Below are 21,433 nucleotides of genomic sequence, written 5' to 3'. Positions count from 1 at the left end.
CGAGCCTTATCCTCTTGGATCAGAACGAGTTTTCGCTTTATAATATTCACGCCGAGTTGCTGAAGCTGGCCGAACTTTACAAGCATGAGAGCGTGCAGATCGTCCCGATCCTCTGTTCCGTCCGCGACCAAGATCGCATGGAACATATCATGCGGAGCTGGCGGCCTCAGACGCTCTATCATGCCGCCGCCTACAAGCATGTGCCTCTCGTCGAACATAATGCCGTGGAAGGCATCAAGAACAATGTCATGGGGACATTGATCACCGCACGCGCGGCGAACAAATGCGGCGTATCGAATTTCGTGTTGATCAGCACGGACAAAGCCGTGCGTCCGACCAATGTGATGGGCGCCAGCAAGAGGTTGGCGGAGTTGGTTCTGCAGGCTCTTGCTGCAGAACCGGGCGTTGACAGAGCGCGGACAAATTTCTCCATGGTCCGCTTCGGAAATGTCCTCGGTTCCTCCGGATCGGTCGTGCCGCTGTTCCGGCAGCAGATCAAGGAAGGCGGCCCAGTCACCCTGACGCATCCGAAGATAACCCGCTACTTCATGACCATCTCGGAGGCCTCGCAGCTTGTCATTCAGGCGGGCGCCATGGCCGAGGGTGGGGATGTTTTCCTGCTGGATATGGGCGAGCCGGTGCGCATCGCAGATCTCGCCCGAAAGATGGTCGAACTGTCCGGCTTGACCGTCCGCGACGGCGACAATCCCGAAGGGGACATCGAGCTTTCCGTTACCGGCCTGAGGCCCGGCGAGAAGCTTTATGAAGAACTGTTGATCGGGGATAACCCTGAGACAACCGAACATCCCAGGATCATGAAGGCGCGCGAGGATTTCCTGGTCTGGCCGGAGCTTTCGAGGAAGCTCAACTCGCTCAATGCGGCGTTGGATCGAAACGACATGGTCGCGGCGCGCGCGACCTTGGCAGAACTCGTTTCCGGCTATTCCTCAACCGGTGAGGTTTCGGATCTGGCCTTCACCGGTGCCGAAACCAACACGGCGGCCTGAAGCGCAGGAAATCAGCTTCGGACGACGGGCGCAAAGCGCGTGCTGCCCCGATCCGCGCAAATAAGGGCGATCATATAGGCGAAGATCGGATCCAGTGCCTTTTGGTTGAACATGATGCCGAAGCTGCCCGTAATAATGTAGCTGCTGGTGAGCAGAAGAGCGAGAGCTATGGCCAGGTCCCGGCCAGGGCCGGGTTCCTTTTTCCAAGCGCCGATCAGGGGCGTCAGGAGCAGCAGCGAAAGCGCTACGATGCCGACAAGGCCGGCGTCAATTCCGGCTGTGAGGAAGCCGTTATGGACATGGGAATAGGGCAATTGCTGCCTTATGCCTTCAGGGACCTCCGCCAAGACCGCAGCCATCCGGTTTTGCGGGCCATAGCCGGTCAACGGATCCTTGGTGATTGCAGATAGGGCGCCTTTGTAGAGAGCAACCCGTGCGCTCAGCGAGGTGATGTCGCCATGGGCGCTTTCGAGCGCCGACAGATTGGCCTGGAGCTCACGGACGCGATAGACAACTTGGTCGCTGCCCAGCGCGAGAAGCCCCAGCAACAGCACGGAGCCAGTGATGGCTATGCTGCGCAGACTTACGTGAAAGCGGTGTTTGGGAAAATACCAAAGAAAGATGACGAACTGGACGGGGATGACCAGCCAAGCCGAGCGCGTTCCGGAAAGCAGTGCGCAGCCCAGTCCCGCAGCATACCCCAATATCGCGATTTTTTGCTCCATGCTTTTGGGGGATTGAATATTCAGAAGCGCGACGCCGCCGAAGAGAACGCCGATGACGCCGAGCAGTGCCGCGTTCGAGGTTCCCGCCTCCGCCCTGGTCATCAGGAACAGGACCTGAAGCAGGCTGAAAAGAAAAGTAACGATCATGCCAAGGCCCGCGCCGACGATAAAGAGCGGCACAAGACGGCCATCGGGAGATTGACGCATACGCGGCAAAATCAGCCAGATCGAAAAGAACGGCAGGAGCCGGAAAATCCAATCCAGTTCCTCGGAGAAAGGCGGATTGACGAATATGCTGACGATCATCACCACCGGGTAGATTGTCATGCAAATGGCAACCACTCGGTCGGACTTCGACAGGTTCAGAGGAAAGCGGGCTCTCGCCAGACAATAGAGGCCCGATATCATCGACCCGAGGAGGATAAAAGAGTTAAAGTTAGGCGAAAGCCCGGGCAGGATCGCGAAGAGAAAGACCGCAATGCCGTTGGTTCGATCAAGCGCACTTCCTGACCCGTTCCCGGGATGAAGCATCGCAATCACGAGTTGCCTGAAATAATTCACTTTGCTGGTCCTGAGGTGTCGCTGATCCAGCCTCGCTAAGGACCGTTGTCACCACTGTCAAGCCGTGAATGCGGCCGGAACCCGCGCTTTTCTCATTGTCGTATTCCGGCAACAGCAAACCGGGATGCTTATTGCCCTGCTCGATGATGGCGCGCAACGCCCTGCAACAGCGAAAGCTGCTCCGATCAGAAAACACGTTTGAGGTGCGACCTCCTGGAAACCAGCCGATTGTGGAACAGCGATACGCCAGCCGCGACATTTCGTTGGTGTCTGCCGTTATCGCCAATACGGGCGTGTCGAGCTTTCCACCGATGACCGACCTAGGAGATAGCCGAATCCGAAAGCTACAAAACCAATAGTGAGCAACAATGCGCTTGCGGTGTGCGGGTGGTTTCTGGCCCCTGTGGTGACCGCATAGACCTCACGTTTCACGCCGCTGGCCGCCGACTGGGCGACCTTGGCCAGTCCCTCCGGCTGCTCGACGGGTGTGCCGGTGAACCCAGCGTCCAAATCTCGTTTATCAACCATATCGGCACCTTTCCTTATCGGCTCAAGGCTGCATTTCAATCCTGCTCGCGCGTGCCGGGAGAGGCTTCGCGTTGATCGGCGTCTTCGAGATCTGTCTTGACGAGGAAGGTGTCGCGATGTTCGCGCGAGGCCTCCCGCAACGCCTCGAGCCTTGGAGGACTGTCGGCCTCGCCATATAGCCTGTCGAGTTCATGCTCGGCGCGGGTCCAGTGGTCCCTATGCTTGCCCTCTGGCCTGTCTTCCTGTTCCCACAGCGCGTAGGCTCTTTTGCGGATCTCCTCCTCGCGGGCAGCAGCCGGAGGATCGTTGTGCTGTCCATCGTTTTCGTATGTGGCTTGCCGCACCATCTTCCCTTTGCGCGCACCGGCTGCGGATGATTCCTTCAGCCGTGTATCGTCGGTGCTTTCACTTCTCTTGCGTCGTGTCGAGTTCTTCATCGGCGCCTCCTTGATCGGATCTCAACCAATTCGGCTGATCTAAGTTCCAACAGGGAGCCTCGATCAGCACCGCAACGGACTATGTAAAAGACGCGGAATCTCAAAATGCAGCCCAGTCGTCCGCATCGCTTGGCAAGGCGGCGCAGCTGATATACTAGTATGCCAACACGATCATCCCGGTATTGCTATGCGGCAGGGCTCAGACACCGAAGCGCTCGCGGTGCCGATTTCGCAAGAAATCGGCCGCCGGTTGCGCCGTGTCACCGCGGCCGGCGCCATTTACGAGCGTCTCTATGCCGACATCGTCTCGCTCAGGATGCCGCCTGGCCTGTTGCTGCAGGAAAAGCGGATCGCCGAGGATTTCGGCGTCAGCCGCACGCCGGTGCGCGAGGCGCTACTCAGGCTCTCCGAAGGCGGGCTGGTCGATATCTATCCGCAGTCGGGCACCGTCGTGTCGCGTGTGCCTGTCGCGGCGATCCCCGAGGCGGTGGTCGTGCGCAAGGCCCTCGAAGGCACGACCGTCGAAACTGCGGCCCAAACCGCCACCGCTGCCGATATTGCCCATCTTGACGCCATCATCGCCCGGCAGCGGTGGCATGCCGCGGCCGGCAATGCCTCCAAATTTCATGAAGAGGACGAGGTCTTTCATGAGGCGATCGCTGAGATATCAGGTTATCCCGGCATCTGGGCGATTCTGAAGACGGTCAAGGTGCAGATCGACCGGGCGCGGCGGCTGGCACTGCCGGCGCTCGGGCGCATGGATAATGTCGTGCGCGAACATATCGTCATTCGCGATGCGCTCGCCGCCCATGATGCTGCGGCTGCGCGCGGCGCGATGATCCATCACTTGAGCGCCGTCATTCCCGATGTCGACGAATTGCGCTCGCGTTACCCCGATTATTTCTGCTGACGGCAGGCGAAATACGAAACGAAAAGGCGAAGGAAGGAAGAAGCATGCGACAGGGTTGGAGATGGTTCGGGCCGGAAGCGCCGGTGACGCTCGATGATGTCCGTCAAACGGGCGCGACCAACATCGTTTCGTCTTTGCATCAGGTGCCGATCGGCAGAGCCTGGACGGAAAGGGAGGTGCGCGAGCGCCAGTCCCTGATCGAGACGACGCCGCCCGACCGCTCGCCGCTCGTCTGGTCGGTTGTCGAAAGCATTCCGATCCCCGATGCCGTCAAGCGCAGGGGCGGGGAGGCGAAGGCCGAAATCGACGCTTGGATCGCCAGTCTCGAAGCGGTCGCCGCCTGCGGCATTCCGATCGTCTGCTATAATTTCATGCCGGTGGTGGACTGGACCCGCACCGAACTCGATTTCGTGACGCCAACGGGAGCGACCGCCATGCGCTTCGATCACGAGCGTTTCGCGGCCTTCGATCTTTTCATTCTGGAACGGCCGGATGCCGCACGAGACTATTCCGATGCAGATCGCGAACGGGCGCGCATCGTCTTCGAGGCGATGTCTGAGGAGGAGGTCGCCGAGATCACCCGCATCATTACATCGGCTCTGCCGGGCTCGACCACTGAACCTCTGACCATTCCAGCTTTCCGGGAAAAGCTTGTCGCCTATAGCGGCATCGATGCCGCAAGGCTGCGCCGGCATCTGATCGAATTCCTGGAGGCGGTGACGCCGGCTGCCGAAGCGCGCGGCGTCAAGCTGACGCTGCATCCCGACGATCCGCCGCGGTCGTTGTTCGGCCTGCCGCGCATCGCTTCGACCGCCGAGGACTACGCGGCCCTCTTCGAGGCGGTGCCATCGGAGGCGAACGGCATGTGTTATTGCACCGGCAGCCTCGGCGTTCGCGCCGATAACGACCTGCCTGCGATCGCCCGCCGTTTCGCCTCGCGTATCCATTTCGCCCATCTGCGCGCTACGACGCGAGAGGGCGATGGCCGTACGTTCCATGAAAGCGCGCATCTGGAAGGCGACGTCGACATGGTCGCGGTTCTCCGGGAACTGGTCGCCGAAGACCGCCGCCGCAGCGCTGACGACACCATCGTCTTCCGCTCGGACCATGGTCACCGCATGCTCGACGATCTCGACAAAACAGTCACGCCCGGCTATCCAGCCATTGGCCGCATGCGCGGGCTCGCCGAGCTTCGCGGCATCCTGCATGCGTTGGACGCCCCGCCGAACTGAGGGCGCGGACCGTCAGGAAATCTCGACCGTAAAGGCGAAGCGCCTGGCCGCGCCAGGCGCTAATACGCTCGAATACGGTCGCCGCGACAGCTCGCTCGACGCTCCAGCTTCGGCGGCCGTTCCATGCCATGGCTCGACGCAAAGGAAGGGGGCGCCCGGCTTGGTCCATAGAGCAAGATTGGGCAGGTTCTCGAAACGGAATCGCAGGCTCGGCCCGCCTTCAGCGCCGTAGCGCAGCCCTTCGCCCGCGCCTTCCGGGAAGATCATCGCATCCTGCTCGAACATGGCATGATCCAGCACCAGCCGGCCTTTGTCGAAGGGTGAAGGCTGCGGGGTCGGATTGATAAGGCCGCCCTCCAGCCGCACGAGCCCCGGCTCTCCTTGATTGTCGAGCGCGACGGTGTGGGGCCGCCCGGAAGCCTCAGGCAGCGGCCAGGCGAAGGCCGGATGGAAGCCGAACCCGAACGGCATCGCCTTCTGATCGCGGTTGCTGACTTCGGCGGTGACGGTCAAGGCGCGGCCCTCGACCGCATGTTCCACGGCCAGCAAAAAGTCGAACGGATAGACCGCCCGTGTGGCGGCCGACGCGGCAAGCTCGTGCCGGCACATCGTTGCCGTGGAGGCTGTGAGGGCAAATTCGCTGCGCCGGGCAAAACCGTGCTGCGCCATCGGGTAGACCGTGCCGTCGATCGCGACCTTGTCGTCCGGCGCCTTGCCGACGATCGGAAACAGGATCGGCGAGCGTCCCGTCCAAAATGCTGCGTCACCCGTCCATAACCAGGAGCGTCCGTCGTTGGTGGTCAGCGCCTGCATTTCGGCGCCGAGGGAGGAGACGTCGACGGTGAGATCCTGATTGCCGATCCGGATTGTGCTTGGCATGGCAATTCCCTTTTTCACACTGGTTCGGCTCAAGCATAGCTGCCTGCACCGCGATTCTTATCTGTAGGTGGAAGATGCACTTCAGGCGTTATTTTCGTATTGCGCCCAGTCTGGCAATCACTTCGTTCGGGATGCCGTAGCGCTGGATGGCGTCGCGGTTGTTGCGCAAGCCGCAAATCTCCCGTTGGATGAAGAATGCCCAGACGGCATCGGATGCGTCATTCAGAAGTCTCTCGCGTTCCTCCGCGCTTTGGCGCTCGCCGGTCCATGCTTTCAGGGCGGCGAGGGCCGCCTCCACCTTCAGTCCGTGCCGTCCGAGCGAATCGGCGCGTTCCAACATCAACTCGTATTCGAGGACGTTGAAGCCGTTTCTATCCTGCTGGGATTGCCTGAAAGACTGCGGAAGGCGAACGCTCATGGGTACGGATCCTTGATCAGCGTAGGCGACAACCTTATCCAATCCGGTCTTTGAGATCGAGAGGGTAGGGAAACGGACCTATCCCACCGTTTCCCCGCGTGGTAAGGGCGCCGTAACTTTTTTTCAGGCCCCGCAGCACATCATGATTCGTATCGAAAATATCAGCAAGCAGCTTAGCCACCGAATCCTCTTCATCGATGCTTCGGCAGCCCTCAACAAAGGCGAGAAGATCGGCCTCGTCGGCCCGAACGGCGCCGGCAAGACGACGATCTTCCGGATGATCAACGGTGAGGAGCAGCCCGACGAGGGCCAGGTCTCCTGCGAGAAGGGCGTGACCATCGGCTACTTCAACCAGGATGTCGGCGAAATGGCGGGCCACAGCGCCGTCGCCGAGGTGATGAACGGCGCCGGGCCGGTCAGCATCGTTGCCGCCGAGCTGCGGGAGTTGGAGGCCGCCATGGTCGATCCGGAGAGGGTGGACGACATGGAGGAGATCATCGAGCGCTACGGCGAGGTGCAGGCGCGTTACGAGGAGCTGGACGGCTATGCGCTCGACGGGCGCGCCCGCGAAGTGCTTGCGGGCCTGAGCTTCAGCCAGGAGATGATGGACGGCGACGTCGGTGCGCTGTCGGGCGGCTGGAAGATGCGCGTGGCGCTTGCCCGCATCCTGCTGATGCGTCCCGACGTCATGCTGCTCGACGAACCGAGCAACCATCTCGATCTCGAAAGCCTGATCTGGCTCGAGGAGTTCCTGAAGGGCTATGAGGGTGCGCTGCTGATGACCTCGCACGACCGCGAGTTCATGAACCGCATCGTTAACAAGATCCTCGAGATCGACGCCGGGTCGCTGACCTCCTATTCCGGCGACTATGAATTCTACGAGCAGCAGCGGGCGCAGAACGAGAAACAGCAGCAGGCCCAGTTCGAGCGCCAGCAGGCGATGCTCGCCAAGGAAATCAAGTTCATCGAGCGGTTCAAGGCGCGCGCTTCGCATGCTTCGCAGGTGCAGAGCCGCGTGAAGAAGCTGGAGAAGATCGACCGGGTGGAGCCGCCCAAGCGCCGCCATTCGGTCGCCTTCGAATTCCAGCCGGCACCCCGCTCCGGCGAGGACGTGGTCAGCCTGAAGAACGTCCATAAGAAATACGGCAGCCGAAGCATCTATGAGGGGCTGGATTTCATGGTGCGGCGGCGGGAGCGCTGGTGCATCATGGGCATCAACGGCGCCGGAAAATCGACGCTGCTGAAGCTGGTAACGGGCACGACGACGCCGGACCACGGCAGCGTCGCTCTCGGCGCCAGCGTCAAGATGGGCTATTTCGCTCAGCACGCGATGGATATCCTCGATGGCGAACGCACCGTCTTCCAATCGCTGGAAGACCGGTTTCCTCAGGCAGGGCAGGGGCCTTTGCGCGCGCTTGCCGGATGTTTCGGCTTTTCCGGCGATGATGTCGAGAAACGGTGCCGGGTGCTCTCCGGCGGCGAAAAGGCTCGGCTGGTCATGGCGATGATGCTCTTCGATCCGCCGAACCTGCTGGTGCTGGACGAGCCGACGAACCATCTCGATCTCGACACCAAGGAGATGCTGATCAAGGCGCTGGCGCAATATGAGGGCACCATGCTGTTCGTCTCGCACGACCGGCATTTCTTGGCGGCGCTCTCCAACCGGGTGCTGGAGCTGACGCCGGAAGGCATCCACCAATATGGCGGCGGCTATACGGAATATGTGGCGCGTACCGGTCACGAGGCGCCCGGGCTTCGCAGCTGAACGGCTATTTTTGCGGCGGCTTGTGAAGACCATCTATGTGAGCGAAGAATAGCGCCGGCCGATATTGCCGGCGCTCTGCCACGATGATGACCCATTTCCGTGGTGTTCGGGCCTTCTTCAGACAATCGGGGCGGGCGCATCAGCATGGACTGGATCAATCGTTATATCGATCAGCCGTTATTGAACGGCGCGGCAGGCTTGCTGCGACACTGGCATATCCGCACCCGGCAGTCGCCGGAGCTGCTGGAGCCGACATGGAACCTCGTCGTGCTGTCCTTTCTCCTTATCGCGAGCGGGCAGGTTATGGCAGGCAGCCCTTTCGCGCTCAGCATCGCCGCGCTGCTCATGCTGGCCCTGCCGTCCGCCAAAAAACTGTTTTTGGCGGTCAAGGCAGGGGGAAGCGCCTATGGCGCCCGGGAATACAAGTCGTCGAGGGCGCGCGCCGTTGCCAAACGGGAAGCGGAATGGTCGGTCAGGATCATTGTGCTGTTCTCATCCGCCTGCCTCCCATTCATCGCCCGCATCGACGATCCGGTGGGCGCCTGCTTCATGCTGGGGGCAAGTGTCTGGTTCGTGCTGACCGGGCCGCTCAAGGCCTATCTCGATGCGGCCGAACCTCCCGAGCCGACGGAAGGCGACCGGATGTACAACGGCGTCTTTCATTTCGGCTGAACGAGGCCGATGTGGCGCCGGTCGAAGAGCAGGGAACCAAACCGGGTTGGTCTCCGTTATCTCCGCAGCAACGTAAAAGGAGATTGCGATGCTTTACTACGCTCTGGTGTTTCTCGTTGTGGCCTTGATTGCCGGTGTCCTCGGATTTGGCGGCATCGCAGGGGCTTCAGCTTCCATCGCCCAGGTTCTGTTCTTTATTTTCCTGGTGTTGTTCGTCGTCTCGCTTGTCATGCGCTTCATGCGCAGAGTATAGTGAAGATGAATACAGTATAAAACCCGGTGAAAACTATCACCGGGTTTTCCTTGTCTTGATGGCCGCACATGGCCGGCGGAAAACTCGCTCCGAGAGAATGTGTTTTTCGTGCAACCATTCCTAACAAGATTGTGAAAGGGCACATGCCGATCGCATATGCCTTCGAAATGTCCCAAAGGGGCTGAACCGTAGACCTGTCGCCTGCGCCTTCCCACGCGCTTTGACACGCGACGCGAAAACGGCGCCGTTCGGGATTGCTTTGCGGTCCCCTCCGATATCCGGTGCCGGCCAGCCGGGTGTTCCCGTCACGATTTAAGAAGGAGAGACTTATGAATAAAACTCTTACGACGGCGTTTGCCGCGGTATCGTTGACGTTTGTCGGCGCGGGGGCGATCAATGCCGCCGACCCCGTCACCAGAACCTATGAAGAGCCGGACCTGCGCAATGGCGTGAAGATCGGTTATCTCACTTGCGATATCGGCGGCGGCACGGGTTATGTGCTGGGTTCGTCCAAGGAAGCCGATTGCGTCTTTCAGTCAATTGTCGGCAATGAGGTTTTAGATCACTATACCGGCGAAATGCGAAAGCTTGGCATCGACCTCGGCTTCACCACGCGCAGCCGCCTGATCTGGGCGGTATTTGCGCCGACGGCTGGTTATCATCGCGGGTCGCTCGCCGGTCTTTATGTCGGCGCCAGCGCAGAGGCGACGGTTGGAGCCGGTGTCGGCGCCAACCTCCTGGTCGGCGGCACCGCCGGTTCGATCCATCTGCAGACGGTCAGCCTGACCGGCCAGCTCGGCCTCAATGTTGCGGCCGGCAGCGCGTCGATGACACTGACCCCGGCGGATTAACAGTTTTATGTGACGCCCGCCGCAACGCGGCCGGGCGTCACGCGCTTCTTGGGATGGCTTAGCGCTGGCGCCGAACGATGGATATCCGAGTTGCAACACCCGACGAGGATGAGATCCTGGTCGGGCACTATCTGCAAATCTGGGACAGCTATGGCACGCCGCCGGAACACTACAGGCCGGATGCGGCGGCGCGGGTATTATCATTCCTTAGAAGTGGTCGCGACGAGCGCCGCCTCACATCGTTCCTGGCCATTGTGGATGATGAAATCGCCGGTTCCGTATCCTGCCAGCTGCACCAATCGCCGTTTCCGGAAGTTATTCGGCCGGAGCAGCGGTTGCACGGTTACATCTGGTCCGTCTATGTTGCGGAGGCCTTCCGCCGGCGCGGCATCGCTCGGGCGCTGACGAACAGGGCTGTTGATTATCTGAAATCCATCGGCTGCACGACCGCCGTCATCCATGCCTCGGATGCGGGCGAACCGGTCTATCGGAGCGCTGGCTTCGAGCCGGCGAAGGAAATGCGCCTGAAGTTTTCATTCGAGTGACCCGGGTCGCCGATCGTAGTCTCCGATAGGCTCCACTTCATTTACTAGGGGCCAGCGAATGTGCGCGGCGGCGCGTCCTCTGTTTACGTTTTCGGCCTGCCGGGTGCGATAAAGGCGTTGATTGCCGCCTCGTCATGGCCGGCTTCGCGCAGGAAGCGGCTGGCGAATTCGATGGCGGGGCTTTTCAATGCGTCGTCCGGCCGGATCAGGTGAAAAGCGACGTGGGAATCAAGGGTGCGCTGTGACACTGCGACCACACTCCCGGCGGCAAGTGCGGCATCCGACAGCGGCGGCCTTGCAAGCGCAATGCCGAGCCCCTGCGCGCAGGCATCGATCACCAGATTGTAATCCTCGAAGCGGCGGTCCTGACCACGCGGCGTGTAGTCGACGCCCTCACCCGCGAGCCAGCGGCGCCAGCCTTCGATATTGGAGTCGTGAAGGATCGGCAGATCGAGCAGCGAAAGCGCATCCGAGCGCTGGCCGAGCCGTGCTGCCAGCGCCGGAGCGGCGATCGGAGCGGATTTTTCCTGCCAGAGCGGCAGGGCGCGCACGCCGGCCCACGGCCCCTTGCCGCAGCGGATGGCAAGATCCGTGCCTTCGCCGAAGTCCGCCAGCCGGTGTTCGAGTGTCAGTTCGACATGCAGTTCGTTTCCTTCGAGCTTTGCCAGACGCGGAAACAGCCATAGAGAGGCGACGGACGGCGTAACGGAAAGGCGCACCGCCGCCTTGTTAGGCCGCGGCAGCCAGCGCTCGCCGGTGTTACCGAGCAGGGAAAGGGCTTCCTCGGCACGGGCGAAGAACCGCATGCCCTCAGGGGTGAGGCGGACACCGCGAGCTTCACGCGCGAACAGCCGCACACCCATCCAGCGCTCGAGCCGCGAGACCTGCCGGGATACGGCACCATGGGTGATCCCGCTCTCCTCGGCCGCGGCCGAAAACGATCCAAGCCGGGCGGCGCGGGCAAACGTCTCGAGCGTATCGAGCGGCGGGAGCACTGGCGAGCTGTGAACCATGCGCACATTTGATCATCGATTGCGGTGCTTTTCAAGCACGCATCGAAGGCTTAATTCATCGTTGCACGCACAGATGGAGGCGAAAATGAGCATGGCGGCAAGCGCACCGGTTTCGGCAAAACAGCACAGCGGCTTCGATCTGATCGCCTTTGCTGCGATTGTCGTCACCATTCTCTTCTGGGCCTCTTCCTTTGTGGTGATCCGTATCTGTCTCGGGCCGCTGACGCCGATCGAACTGGCAACGGCCCGTTATGTGGCGGCAGGCGTCCTCGCCCTTGTCTACCTCGCCATCTACCGGCCGATGCCGGAAAAGCGTGATTTCCTTCGCCTCTCGGTCGCTGCAGTGCTCTTCATCGCCGCCTATGCGGTTCTGTTGAACACCGGCGAGCAGACGGTGGCGGCGGGACCGGCGAGCTTCATCATCAACACCATGCCTGTCTTCACCGCCCTGATCGCGACATTCGCCCTCGGTGAGGGTTTCGGCCGCTGGGGCTGGGCGGGTACTGCGGTTTCCTTCGGCGGCGTGGCGCTGATTGCGGTCGCCTCCGACGGCGGCTTCAAGCTCGATCCGAACGCCATGCTGATCTTAGGCGCAGCGCTCTGCTCGGCGATTGCCAGCGTATTGCAGAAACCGCTGCTCGCTCGCCTGCCGGCGCTTGCCGTCACCGCCTGGATCCTGCTGATCGGCTCCGTGCCGCTCTTTCCGGCCGTCCCGGCGACGATCCGCGCGTTGGCCGCTGCACCGGCGGAGGTCAACTGGGGCGTTGCCTATCTCGTCATCTTCCCGACCGCGATCGGTTATCTCACATGGGCCATCGCCTTGAAGCGGCTAACGGCCGCGCGCGCCTCGAATTTTCTTTACGGCGTGCCGCCAGTCGCAACGCTGATCGGGTTCGTCTGGCTGGGCGAGACGCCGACGGCGCTCGGCGCCATCGGCGGCGTCATGGCGATCCTTGGGGTGCTCGTGGTCAACGTGATGCGGAAACGATAGGTGCATCGCACTGGCGCCATATTAAGGTGACGACGTCGGCTCGCTGACAAATAGGCATTGCGCCGCCGTTCGCTTTCTTTAAAAACGAAAGCAGACCGAAAGGGGCGCCCATGTTCTTGACCGACCGGCAAACGGAAATCGTGGCGATTGCGAAATCGAGCGGCAGGGTTCTGGTCGAGGAGCTCGCCTCACGCTTTTCGGTGACGCCGCAAACGATCCGCAAGGATCTGAACGATCTCTGCGACGCGCAGGTGCTGACACGTATCCATGGCGGCGCGACATTTCCAAGCGGAACGGAGAACGTCAAATACGAGGCGCGGCGCCAGATCGCCGCTTCGGAGAAGCAGGCGATCGGTATGGCGGCAGTCGAGCTGATCCCGAGCGGAGCCTCGCTTTTCATCAACATCGGAACGACGACCGAGGCGGTGGGCGAGGCGCTCGCCAATCACCACGAGCTTATGGTGATCACCAATAACATAAACGTTGCCAACAGGTTGCGCCTCTTCCCGGCAATCGAGGTGGTGATTGCCGGCGGGGTCGTGCGCGGCTCGGACGGCGGCATCGTCGGCGAAGCGGCCGTCGATTTCATCCGGCAGTTCAAGGTCGATTATGCCGTCATCGGCGCATCGGCGATCGACCTCGACGGCGCGCTTCTCGATTATGATTTTCGCGAAGTGAAAGTCGCACAGGCGATTATCGCGAATGCCCGGCATGTCATTCTCGTTGCCGATTCGACCAAGTTCGAACGCACTGCGCCCGTTCGGATCGGCCAGCTTTCCCAGGTTCACACCTTCATCACCGACCACTGTCCGGTGCCCTCGATCCGCAATCTCTGCCTCGAAAACAATGTGAAGCTGATCGAAACGAGCACCAGATCGCGCTAGGTCGCGCAAACAGCACAAACATTCGTTTGACATTCACATTCCTTTCGTTTTAACTGTTGTTACTTTCGCAATCGCGCAAGTTTTGTGCGATGCGAAATCAGCAGTGGGCTCGGAGGGGCAATTGAGCCGGGAGATACACGACATTTTCGTCATCGGCGGCGGCATCAACGGCTGCGGCATTGCGCGCGACGCGGTCGGGCGCGGCTATTCCGTCGCGCTGGCGGAGATGAACGATTTCGCCTCCGGCACCTCGTCCGGCGCCACCAAGCTCATTCATGGTGGCTTGCGCTACCTCGAGCATTATGAGTTTCGCCTGGTGCGTGAATCGCTGATGGAGCGCGAAATCCTCTGGGCGATGGCGCCGCATATCATCTGGCCGCTGCGCTTCGTGCTTCCCTACCACAAGGGCGGCATTCGCCCCGCCTGGCTGATCCGGCTCGGTCTCTTCCTTTACGATCATCTTGGCGGCCGCAAGCTGTTGCCGGCGACGTCGGTGCTCGACATGCGCAAGGACCCGGCCGGCAAGCCGCTGAAGGCGCTGTTTACCAAGGCTTTCGAATATTCCGACGGCTGGGTCGACGATGCCCGTATGGTCGTGTTGAACGCCCGTGACGCCGCCGACAAGGGCGCGACGATCATGCCCCGCACCAAAGTGGTGTCGGCGCGCCGCGAGAATGGTCTGTGGCAAATCGAAACGACCGATACGGTAACCGGCCGCAACGACAGCCATAAGGCCCGCATGCTGATCAATGCCGCCGGTCCCTGGGTCGATCATGTCATTCGTTCTGCCTTTGGCCAGAACGAGGCCCATCACGTCCGTCTCGTCCAGGGCAGTCATATCGTCGTCAAGAAGAAGTTCGACGACGCGAGAGCTTATTTCTTCCAGAATCCCGACAACCGCATCATATTCGCCATCCCCTATGAGGGCGATTTCACCCTGATCGGCACCACCGACCGCGACTACACCGCCGATCCCAAAGATGTCCGGATCTCCGAGGAAGAGACCGTCTATCTCTGCAATGCGGCTTCGGAATATTTCAGGGAGCCGGTCAGACCGGAAGACATCGTCTGGACCTATTCGGCGGTCAGGCCGCTCTATGACGACGGCGCCTCGAAGGCGCAGGAGGCGACGCGCGATTATGTGCTGAAGCTGGAAGGCGAGGGCGGGGCTGCGCCGCTGCTCAACGTCTTCGGCGGTAAGCTCACCACCTATCGCCGACTTTCCGAGCATGCGCTGGAGAAAATCGGTGCCGCAATCGGCGTCAAGGGCAGCCCGTGGACGGCAAAGAGCCATCTGCCGGGCGGCAATTTCGCGGTCCAGGGTTATGAGGGCGAAGTCGCCAAGTTGAAGCGGCGTTATCCCTTCCTTGCCGATCCGCATGCGCGCCGGCTGGTGCGCCGCTACGGCACCAGGGCCGAGACGCTGATCGGCGATGCTCGCGGCATTGCAGACCTCGGGCAGCTGTTCGGCGGCGATCTCTACGAGGCCGAGGTCAAATATCTGGTCGAACATGAATGGGCCCGGCACGCCGAAGACGTGCTGTGGAGGAGAACGAAGGATGGTCTGCGCCTTTCGAGGGAGCAGGCTCAGTCACTGGAGGAGTACATGGCTGCCATACCGGCGATGGCCGGATAAGGCGGCGTGTGGTCCCCGCTGCGTGGAGGCACGGGAATCGGAATGCTGGAACTGCGGAACGCCGCCAAGATGGTGGGCGCGGACTATCATATCTATCCGACCGATCTGGTCCTCGAGCGCGGCACGCTGAACGTCCTGCTCGGGCCGACGCTGTCGGGCAAGACGTCGCTGATGCGGCTGATGGCCGGGCTCGACCGTCCGACCGCCGGCTCCGTCCATTTCGACGGCGCCGATGTCACCGGCATGCCGGTGCAGAAGCGCAACGTTGCCATGGTCTACCAGCAGTTCATCAACTATCCGGCGCTGACCGTTTACGAGAACATCGCCTCGCCGATGCGCATATCGGGCAAGGATGCCGCCACGATCGACCGCGAAGTGCGCAAGGCCGCCGAGCTTCTGAGACTCACGCCCTATCTCGACCGTACGCCGCTCAACCTGTCCGGCGGCCAGCAGCAGCGCACGGCGCTGGCGCGCGCGCTCGTCAAGAATGCCAGCCTCGTGCTGATGGACGAGCCGCTCGCCAACCTCGATTACAAGCTGCGCGAAGAACTGCGCGAGGAATTGCCGAAGATCTTCGCCCAATCCGGCGCGATCTTCGTCTATGCCACGACCGAACCGTCCGAGGCGCTCCTGCTCGGCGGCAATACGGCGACGTTGAACGAAGGCCGGGTCACCCAGTTCGGGCCGACGATCGATGTCTACCGAAGGCCTGCCGACCTCGCCACCGCCAGCATCTTCGCCGACCCGCCGCTGAACGCGCTCGACGTCACCAAATCCGGCAATGTCTTTACGCGTCCGGGCGGGGCAGCTCTTCCGGTTCCCCCGCATCTGGCCGCCGTGCCGGACGGGCCGGTGACGGTCGCTTTTCATCCGCATCATCTCGGCTTCAAGCCGCAGACGGGTGACGCAGCCCGCCTGCAAGCGCGTACGCTGGTTTCGGAGATCACCGGTTCGGAGAGCTTCGTCCATCTGGAATATGACGGTGTGCGCTGGGTGATGCTGGCGCACGGGATTCACGACATCGATCCCGACATGGAGATCGAGGCCTTCCTCGATACGCGCCACCTCTTGGCCTTCGGCGCCGATGGCCGCGCCATTGCCACGGTCGGTCGCGCTACCGCTGCAGCAGGAAAGGCTTAGGAGAGCATTATGGCACGCATTTCGCTCGACCATATCCGCCACGCCTACGGAGCCAATCCGCAGACGGAGAAGGATTATTCGCTGAAGGAAGTCGACCACGAATGGAACGACGGCGGCGCCTATGCGCTGCTCGGTCCTTCCGGCTGCGGCAAGACCACGCTGCTCAACATCATTTCGGGTCTGCTGCAGCCTTCGCACGGCCGCATCCTCTTTGACGGCAAGGATGTGACGAATCTTTCGACGCAGAGCCGCAACATCGCGCAGGTCTTCCAGTTCCCGGTCATCTACGACACGATGACCGTGTACGACAATCTCGCTTTCCCGTTGCGCAACCGCGGCGTGGCAGAAGCCGATGTCGACCGGCGCGTCCGCGACATTCTCGAAATGATAGACCTTGCCGGCTGGGCCAAGCGCAAGGCGCAGGGGCTGACGGCCGACCAGAAGCAGAAGATCTCTCTCGGCCGCGGGCTGGTGCGCAACGACGTCAACGCCATCCTGTTCGACGAGCCGCTGACCGTCATCGATCCGCATATGAAATGGGTACTGCGCTCGCAGCTGAAGCGGCTGCACAAGCAGTTCGGCTTCACCATGGTCTACGTCACCCACGACCAGACCGAGGCGCTGACCTTCGCCGAGAAGGTCGTCGTCATGTATGACGGCCAGATCGTGCAGATCGGCACGCCGGCCGAGCTCTTCGAGCGGCCGAGCCACACCTTCGTCGGTTATTTCATAGGTTCGCCGGGCATGAACGTCATGCCGGCACAGATCGACGGCAGCGCCGTCAAGGTCGGAGACGAGGTGCTGATGCTGGATTATGCGCCTAATACCAATGGCGCGGTGAAGACCGAACTTGGCATTCGCCCCGAATTCATCCGCCTCGGGCGGGAGGGCATGCCGGTTACAATCAATAAGATCGAGGATATCGGCCGGCAGAAGATCGTGCGAGCCCGCTTCGCCGGCCAGCCTATTGCGATCGTCGTGCACGAGGATGCCGACATCCCCGCCGATGCCCGCGTCACCTTCGATCCGTCCGCCATCAGCATTTACGCCGACAGCTGGCGTGTCGGCAGGGAGGCCTGAGCCATGCAGAAGACGTGGAACAATAAAGCCTGGTTTCTGGTGCTGCCGGTGCTGTTGCTGGTGGCCTTTTCGGCCGCCATCCCGCTGATGACCGTCGTCAATTATTCGGTTCAGGATACGTTCGGCAACAATGAGTTCTTCTGGGCCGGCACCGATTGGTTCGTCGAGACCCTGCATTCCGATCGCTTCTGGGAAGCGCTCCAGCGCAATCTGCTCTTCTCCTTTATTATTCTGGCGCTGGAGATTCCGCTCGGCATCTTCATCGCGCTCAACATGCCGAAATCGGGCCCGGGCGTCCCCGTCTGCCTGGTGTTGATGGCCCTGCCGCTGCTCATTCCATGGAATGTCGTCGGCACCATCTGGCAGGTTTTTGGACGCGTCGATATCGGCCTGCTCGGCCACACGCTCGAAGCGATCGGCCTCGACTACAACTATGTCCGCGATCCGGTCGATGCCTGGGTCACCGTCATCGTCATGGATGTCTGGCACTGGACGAGCCTCGTCGTGCTGCTCTGCTATGCCGGCCTCGTTTCGATCCCGGACGCCTATTATCAGGCCGCCAAGATCGACGGCGCCTCGCGCTGGTCCGTGTTCCGCTATATCCAGCTTCCGAAGATGAAGCGGGTGCTGCTGATCGCCGTGCTGCTACGCTTCATGGACAGTTTCATGATCTATACCGAGCCCTTTGTCGTCACCGGCGGCGGGCCCGGCAACTCGACGACGTTCCTTTCCATCGATCTCGTGAAGATGGCTGTCGGCCAGTTCGATCTCGGCCCCGCCGCGGCGATGTCCATCATCTACTTCCTGATCATCCTGTTGCTGTCATGGATCTTCTACACGGTCATGACCAGCAGCGACGCCAACGCTTGAGAAAGGAGAGATCCCATGGGTTCGAGAATGAAATACAAGCCCGCAGGAAACCTCTCCTGGGTGGTCACGACGCTCTACATCCTTTTTCTGCTCCTGCCGATCTACTGGCTGATCAACATGAGCTTCAAGGAGAATGCCGAAATCACCGGCGCGTTCTCGCTGTGGCCGCAAAATCCGACGCTTCGGAACTACACCGTCATCTTCACCGATCCGTCCTGGTACAGCGGTTACATTAACTCCATCATCTACGTGGCGATGAACACGGTCATTTCAGTGCTCGCAGCGCTACCGGCGGCCTACGCCTTTTCGCGTTACCGTTTCCTTGGCGACAAGCACCTGTTCTTCTGGCTGCTGACCAACCGTATGGCGCCGCCGGCCGTCTTCGCGCTGCCCTTCTTCCAGCTCTATTCGGCCTTCGGGCTCATCGACACGCATATCGCCGTGGCGCTGGCCCACTGCCTGTTCAACGTGCCGCTGGCGGTCTGGATCCTCGAAGGCTTCATGTCCGGCGTGCCGAAGGAGATCGACGAAACCGCCTATATCGACGGCTACTCCTTCCCGCGCTTCTTCGTGAAGATATTCATGCCGCTGATCGCAAGCGGGATCGGCGTCGCCGCCTTCTTCTGCTTCATGTTCTCCTGGGTCGAGCTGCTGCTTGCCCGCACGTTGACGACGACGGCGGCCAAGCCGATCTCGGCGATCATGACGCGCACGGTCTCCGCCTCCGGTATGGATTGGGGCGTGCTGGCGGCGGCCGGCGTGCTCACCATCATCCCCGGCGCGCTCGTCATCTATTTCGTCCGCAACTACATCGCCAAGGGCTTTGCCCTGGGCCGCGTCTGAGGAGGAGACCGCAATGACATTTTCCTGGATGGCATGGACGCTGCCGACGGCGCTGTTCTTCCTGACGATCCTGGCGCTTCTGATCGCGATGAGCGGCTGGGAATATTTTTCGCCGGGCGGCTCGCCGCGCACAGGCGTGCTGCGTTTCGAGACGACGCGCGGCGACCGGCTTTTCATTTCGCTGCTGGGCAGCGCTTTCATTCATCTTGCATGGCTTGGGCTCGCTGGGCCCAACCTGTGGTGGGCTCTTGCTGTCTCCGTGGTCTACGCCATCGGCGTGTTCCGCTACGTGTGACGGCAAGGAGAAGACAGATGGCCGGGGGTACTGGCCGCCTGAGACGTGACTGCAATCGCAAACCCTTGGGAGGATATTATGCGACGGCACTTATTGACGACGACAGCATGCTTGCTGCTGGCGATGACAGCTTCGGCCTATGCCGGCATGGACGAGGCAAAGACCTTCCTCGACAAAGAGGTCGGCGACCTCTCGACGCTTCCCCGCGCCGACCAGGAAAAGGAAATGCAGTGGTTCGTCGATGCAGCGAAACCCTTCGCCGGCATGGACATCAAGGTCGTTTCCGAAACGATCGCGACACACGAATATGAATCCAAGGTGCTGGCCCCGGCCTTCACCGCCATCACCGGCATCAAGATCACCCATGACCTGATCGGCGAAGGCGATGTCGTCGAAAAGCTGCAGACGCAGATGCAGTCGGGCGAAAACATCTATGACGCCTACATCAACGATAGCGACCTGATCGGCACCCATTGGCGCTACCAGCAGGCCCGCTCGCTGACCGACTGGATGGCCAACGAAGGCAAGGACGTCACCAATCCCGGCATCGACATCGACGACTTCATCGGCAAGTCCTTCACCACGGCGCCCGATGGCAAGCTCTACCAGCTGCCGGACCAGCAGTTCGCAAACCTCTACTGGTTCCGCTACGACTGGTTCAACGACGAGAAGAACAAGGCGGACTTCAAGGCGAAGTATGGCTACGATCTCGGCGTGCCGGTCAACTGGTCGGCCTATGAGGACATCGCCGAGTTCTTCACCGGCCGCGAAGTCGACGGCAAGAAGGTCTATGGCCACATGGACTACGGCAAGAAGGACCCGTCGCTCGGCTGGCGCTTCACCGACGCCTGGCTGTCGATGGCCGGCAACGGCGACAAGGGCATCCCGAACGGCAAGCCGGTCGACGAATGGGGCATCAAGGTCGACGAGAACTCGCGTCCTGTCGGTTCGTGCGTCGCGCGCGGCGGCGACACCAACGGTCCGGCCGCGGTCTATTCCATCCAGAAATACCTGGACTGGATGAAGGCTTATGCACCGGCTGCCGCTCAGGGCATGACCTTCTCCGAATCCGGACCGGTCCCATCGCAGGGTGAGATCGCGCAGCAGATGTTCACCTACACGGCCTTCACCGCGGACTTCGTCAAAGAAGGCCTGCCGGTCGTCAATGCGGACGGCACGCCGAAATGGCGTTTCGCACCGAGCCCGCATGGCGTCTACTGGAAGGACGGCATGAAGCTCGGCTATCAGGATGCCGGCTCGTGGACGCTGATGAAGTCCACGCCCGACGACCGCGCCAAGGCCGCCTGGCTCTATGCCCAGTTCGTCACATCGAAGACCGTCGACGTGAAGAAGAGCCATGTCGGCCTGACCTTCATACGCCAGTCCACGCTCGATCATAAGTCCTTTACCGACCGCGCACCGAAGCTCGGCGGCCTCGTCGAATTCTACCGTTCGCCGGCCCGCCTGCAGTGGTCGCCGACCGGTACGAACGTTCCTGACTATCCGAAGCTCGCGCAGCTGTGGTGGCAGGCGATCGGTGACGCCTCCTCGGGCGCCAAGACGGCGCAGGAAGCAATGGACTCGCTTTGCGCCGAACAGGAAAAGGTGCTGCAGCGCCTCGAACGAGCCAAGGTCCAGGGCGATATCGGCCCGAAGCTCGCCGAAGAGCATGATCTCGCTTATTGGAACGCGGATGCGGTGAAGAATGGCAACCTGGCGCCGCAGCTGAAGATCGAGAACGAGAAGGAAAAGCCGCTGACCGTCAACTACGACGAACTCGTCAAGAGCTGGCAGAAGTAAGGCGGACCCGGCCGGAGGCGACGAGGCCTCCGGCCATCACTTCCTGCCACCGGCTTGAAGCCGGTGGCACCCCACAATCTTTCTCTCATCAGATCTAG

The 21,433-nt window shown here is 61.3% G+C and carries 22 protein-coding genes and 1 pseudogene; 17 read left to right on the top strand and 6 right to left on the bottom strand.

Annotated features, from left to right (window positions below):
• Positions 1-1,007: UDP-N-acetylglucosamine 4,6-dehydratase family protein (locus GA0061105_RS12110; protein ID WP_141130199.1), on the top strand; the 1,007-nt coding region annotated here is incomplete at its 5' end.
• Between the two features lie 11 nt (positions 1,008-1,018).
• On the opposite strand, the gene GA0061105_RS12105 is transcribed toward GA0061105_RS12110, so the two are convergent.
• The 3 genes from GA0061105_RS12105 to GA0061105_RS12095 all read right to left on the bottom strand — a co-directional run bounded on the left by GA0061105_RS12105 (position 1,019) and on the right by GA0061105_RS12095 (position 3,258).
• Positions 1,019-2,293: an O-antigen ligase family protein gene (locus GA0061105_RS12105; RefSeq protein ID WP_092750329.1), complete on the bottom strand. Its 1,275-nt coding sequence runs from the start codon at positions 2,291-2,293 to the stop codon at positions 1,019-1,021.
• A 276-nt stretch (positions 2,294-2,569) separates the two neighbouring features.
• Positions 2,570-2,821, bottom strand: coding sequence for a hypothetical protein (locus tag GA0061105_RS12100; protein WP_092750328.1), 252 nt, complete (start codon positions 2,819-2,821; stop codon positions 2,570-2,572).
• Between the two features lie 35 nt (positions 2,822-2,856).
• Positions 2,857-3,258 carry a DUF2934 domain-containing protein gene (locus GA0061105_RS12095; RefSeq protein ID WP_092750327.1) on the bottom strand — a complete coding sequence of 134 codons (402 nt, stop codon included), beginning with the start codon at positions 3,256-3,258 and terminating at the stop codon, positions 2,857-2,859.
• A 187-nt stretch (positions 3,259-3,445) separates the two neighbouring features.
• Between GA0061105_RS12095 and GA0061105_RS12090 the strand changes: the two genes are divergently transcribed.
• Together GA0061105_RS12090 and uxuA are read left to right on the top strand one after the other, a co-directional pair.
• Entirely contained in the window at positions 3,446-4,168 is a 723-nt protein-coding gene (locus tag GA0061105_RS12090; RefSeq protein WP_092750326.1) for a GntR family transcriptional regulator, read from the top strand.
• Positions 4,169-4,212: 44 nt separating this feature from the next.
• On the top strand, positions 4,213-5,400 hold the full coding sequence (uxuA, locus tag GA0061105_RS12085; RefSeq protein WP_092750325.1) for a mannonate dehydratase: 1,188 nt from the start codon (positions 4,213-4,215) through the stop codon (positions 5,398-5,400).
• Positions 5,401-5,412: 12 nt separating this feature from the next.
• Here uxuA and GA0061105_RS12080 read toward each other — a convergent pair whose 3' ends face one another.
• On the bottom strand, positions 5,413-6,279 hold the full coding sequence (locus GA0061105_RS12080; protein ID WP_064696708.1) for an aldose 1-epimerase family protein: 867 nt from the start codon (positions 6,277-6,279) through the stop codon (positions 5,413-5,415).
• Positions 6,280-6,367: 88 nt separating this feature from the next.
• Entirely contained in the window at positions 6,368-6,697 is a 330-nt protein-coding gene (locus GA0061105_RS12075; protein ID WP_064696709.1) for a DUF6665 family protein, read from the bottom strand.
• 142 nt (positions 6,698-6,839) lie between these two features.
• Here GA0061105_RS12075 and GA0061105_RS12070 point away from each other — a divergent pair, with 142 nt between their 5' ends.
• From GA0061105_RS12070 to GA0061105_RS12050, 5 genes and pseudogenes are all read left to right on the top strand, one after another.
• Positions 6,840-8,462 carry an ABC-F family ATP-binding cassette domain-containing protein gene (locus tag GA0061105_RS12070; RefSeq protein ID WP_092750324.1) on the top strand — a complete coding sequence of 541 codons (1,623 nt, stop codon included), beginning with the start codon at positions 6,840-6,842 and terminating at the stop codon, positions 8,460-8,462.
• Positions 8,463-8,545: 83 nt separating this feature from the next.
• Positions 8,546-9,134: pseudogene (locus tag GA0061105_RS12065) on the top strand (hypothetical protein).
• 88 nt (positions 9,135-9,222) lie between these two features.
• Positions 9,223-9,387: a DUF1328 domain-containing protein gene (locus GA0061105_RS12060; RefSeq protein WP_003571841.1), complete on the top strand. Its 165-nt coding sequence runs from the start codon at positions 9,223-9,225 to the stop codon at positions 9,385-9,387.
• Between the two features lie 329 nt (positions 9,388-9,716).
• Positions 9,717-10,238 carry a DUF992 domain-containing protein gene (locus GA0061105_RS12055; RefSeq protein WP_092750323.1) on the top strand — a complete coding sequence of 174 codons (522 nt, stop codon included), beginning with the start codon at positions 9,717-9,719 and terminating at the stop codon, positions 10,236-10,238.
• A gap of 77 nt (positions 10,239-10,315) precedes the next feature.
• A complete protein-coding gene (locus tag GA0061105_RS12050; RefSeq protein WP_092750322.1) occupies positions 10,316-10,783 on the top strand; it encodes a GNAT family N-acetyltransferase in 468 nt (155 codons plus the stop codon).
• A gap of 83 nt (positions 10,784-10,866) precedes the next feature.
• Here the strand turns inward: GA0061105_RS12050 and GA0061105_RS12045 are convergent, their stop codons facing one another.
• Positions 10,867-11,796: a LysR family transcriptional regulator gene (locus GA0061105_RS12045; RefSeq protein ID WP_092750321.1), complete on the bottom strand. Its 930-nt coding sequence runs from the start codon at positions 11,794-11,796 to the stop codon at positions 10,867-10,869.
• 73 nt (positions 11,797-11,869) lie between these two features.
• On the opposite strand from GA0061105_RS12045, the gene GA0061105_RS12040 reads away from it, so the two are divergent.
• The 9 genes from GA0061105_RS12040 to GA0061105_RS12000 all read left to right on the top strand — a co-directional run bounded on the left by GA0061105_RS12040 (position 11,870) and on the right by GA0061105_RS12000 (position 21,335).
• Entirely contained in the window at positions 11,870-12,787 is a 918-nt protein-coding gene (locus GA0061105_RS12040) for a DMT family transporter (RefSeq protein WP_092750320.1), read from the top strand.
• 110 nt (positions 12,788-12,897) lie between these two features.
• Entirely contained in the window at positions 12,898-13,671 is a 774-nt protein-coding gene (locus GA0061105_RS12035; protein WP_064696715.1) for a DeoR/GlpR family DNA-binding transcription regulator, read from the top strand.
• A 121-nt stretch (positions 13,672-13,792) separates the two neighbouring features.
• Entirely contained in the window at positions 13,793-15,307 is a 1,515-nt protein-coding gene (glpD, locus tag GA0061105_RS12030; RefSeq protein ID WP_092750319.1) for a glycerol-3-phosphate dehydrogenase, read from the top strand.
• A gap of 42 nt (positions 15,308-15,349) precedes the next feature.
• Positions 15,350-16,447 (top strand): ABC transporter ATP-binding protein, encoded by a 1,098-nt coding sequence (locus tag GA0061105_RS12025; RefSeq protein WP_064696717.1) that lies wholly within the window; start codon positions 15,350-15,352, stop codon positions 16,445-16,447.
• Positions 16,448-16,456: 9 nt separating this feature from the next.
• Positions 16,457-17,527: an ABC transporter ATP-binding protein gene (locus GA0061105_RS12020; protein WP_092750318.1), complete on the top strand. Its 1,071-nt coding sequence runs from the start codon at positions 16,457-16,459 to the stop codon at positions 17,525-17,527.
• Between the two features lie 3 nt (positions 17,528-17,530).
• Complete coding sequence (locus tag GA0061105_RS12015; protein ID WP_064696719.1) at positions 17,531-18,397, top strand: carbohydrate ABC transporter permease; 867 nt, start codon at positions 17,531-17,533, stop codon at positions 18,395-18,397.
• Positions 18,398-18,412: 15 nt separating this feature from the next.
• Entirely contained in the window at positions 18,413-19,240 is an 828-nt protein-coding gene (locus tag GA0061105_RS12010) for a carbohydrate ABC transporter permease (RefSeq protein WP_064709985.1), read from the top strand.
• A gap of 13 nt (positions 19,241-19,253) precedes the next feature.
• Positions 19,254-19,535 carry a DUF2160 domain-containing protein gene (locus tag GA0061105_RS12005; RefSeq protein ID WP_092750317.1) on the top strand — a complete coding sequence of 94 codons (282 nt, stop codon included), beginning with the start codon at positions 19,254-19,256 and terminating at the stop codon, positions 19,533-19,535.
• A 78-nt stretch (positions 19,536-19,613) separates the two neighbouring features.
• Entirely contained in the window at positions 19,614-21,335 is a 1,722-nt protein-coding gene (locus tag GA0061105_RS12000; RefSeq protein ID WP_064696722.1) for an ABC transporter substrate-binding protein, read from the top strand.
• Positions 21,336-21,433: the final 98 nt, after the last annotated feature.

It is taken from the genome of Rhizobium aethiopicum, from assembly GCF_900094625.1.
Lineage (GTDB): Bacteria > Pseudomonadota > Alphaproteobacteria > Rhizobiales > Rhizobiaceae > Rhizobium > Rhizobium aethiopicum.
Note: the sequence above shows the minus strand (reverse complement) of the source record. Positions and strands in the feature narration are given on the sequence as shown.

Coding starts and splice junctions, on each gene's coding strand:
- GA0061105_RS12035 (WP_064696715.1), top strand. CDS start 12,898: ATGTTCTTGACCGACCGGCAAACGGAAATCGTGGCGATTGCGAAATCG.
- GA0061105_RS12015 (WP_064696719.1), top strand. CDS start 17,531: ATGCAGAAGACGTGGAACAATAAAGCCTGGTTTCTGGTGCTGCCGGTG.
- GA0061105_RS12055 (WP_092750323.1), top strand. CDS start 9,717: ATGAATAAAACTCTTACGACGGCGTTTGCCGCGGTATCGTTGACGTTT.
- GA0061105_RS12090 (WP_092750326.1), top strand. CDS start 3,446: ATGCGGCAGGGCTCAGACACCGAAGCGCTCGCGGTGCCGATTTCGCAA.
- GA0061105_RS12020 (WP_092750318.1), top strand. CDS start 16,457: ATGGCACGCATTTCGCTCGACCATATCCGCCACGCCTACGGAGCCAAT.
- GA0061105_RS12100 (WP_092750328.1), bottom strand. CDS start 2,821: ATGGTTGATAAACGAGATTTGGACGCTGGGTTCACCGGCACACCCGTC.
- GA0061105_RS12025 (WP_064696717.1), top strand. CDS start 15,350: ATGCTGGAACTGCGGAACGCCGCCAAGATGGTGGGCGCGGACTATCAT.
- GA0061105_RS12080 (WP_064696708.1), bottom strand. CDS start 6,279: ATGCCAAGCACAATCCGGATCGGCAATCAGGATCTCACCGTCGACGTC.
- GA0061105_RS12070 (WP_092750324.1), top strand. CDS start 6,840: ATGATTCGTATCGAAAATATCAGCAAGCAGCTTAGCCACCGAATCCTC.
- GA0061105_RS12075 (WP_064696709.1), bottom strand. CDS start 6,697: ATGAGCGTTCGCCTTCCGCAGTCTTTCAGGCAATCCCAGCAGGATAGA.
- GA0061105_RS12050 (WP_092750322.1), top strand. CDS start 10,316: ATGGATATCCGAGTTGCAACACCCGACGAGGATGAGATCCTGGTCGGG.
- GA0061105_RS12095 (WP_092750327.1), bottom strand. CDS start 3,258: ATGAAGAACTCGACACGACGCAAGAGAAGTGAAAGCACCGACGATACA.
- GA0061105_RS12005 (WP_092750317.1), top strand. CDS start 19,254: ATGACATTTTCCTGGATGGCATGGACGCTGCCGACGGCGCTGTTCTTC.
- GA0061105_RS12045 (WP_092750321.1), bottom strand. CDS start 11,796: ATGGTTCACAGCTCGCCAGTGCTCCCGCCGCTCGATACGCTCGAGACG.
- GA0061105_RS12010 (WP_064709985.1), top strand. CDS start 18,413: ATGGGTTCGAGAATGAAATACAAGCCCGCAGGAAACCTCTCCTGGGTG.
- uxuA (WP_092750325.1), top strand. CDS start 4,213: ATGCGACAGGGTTGGAGATGGTTCGGGCCGGAAGCGCCGGTGACGCTC.
- GA0061105_RS12000 (WP_064696722.1), top strand. CDS start 19,614: ATGCGACGGCACTTATTGACGACGACAGCATGCTTGCTGCTGGCGATG.
- GA0061105_RS12060 (WP_003571841.1), top strand. CDS start 9,223: ATGCTTTACTACGCTCTGGTGTTTCTCGTTGTGGCCTTGATTGCCGGT.
- GA0061105_RS12040 (WP_092750320.1), top strand. CDS start 11,870: ATGGAGGCGAAAATGAGCATGGCGGCAAGCGCACCGGTTTCGGCAAAA.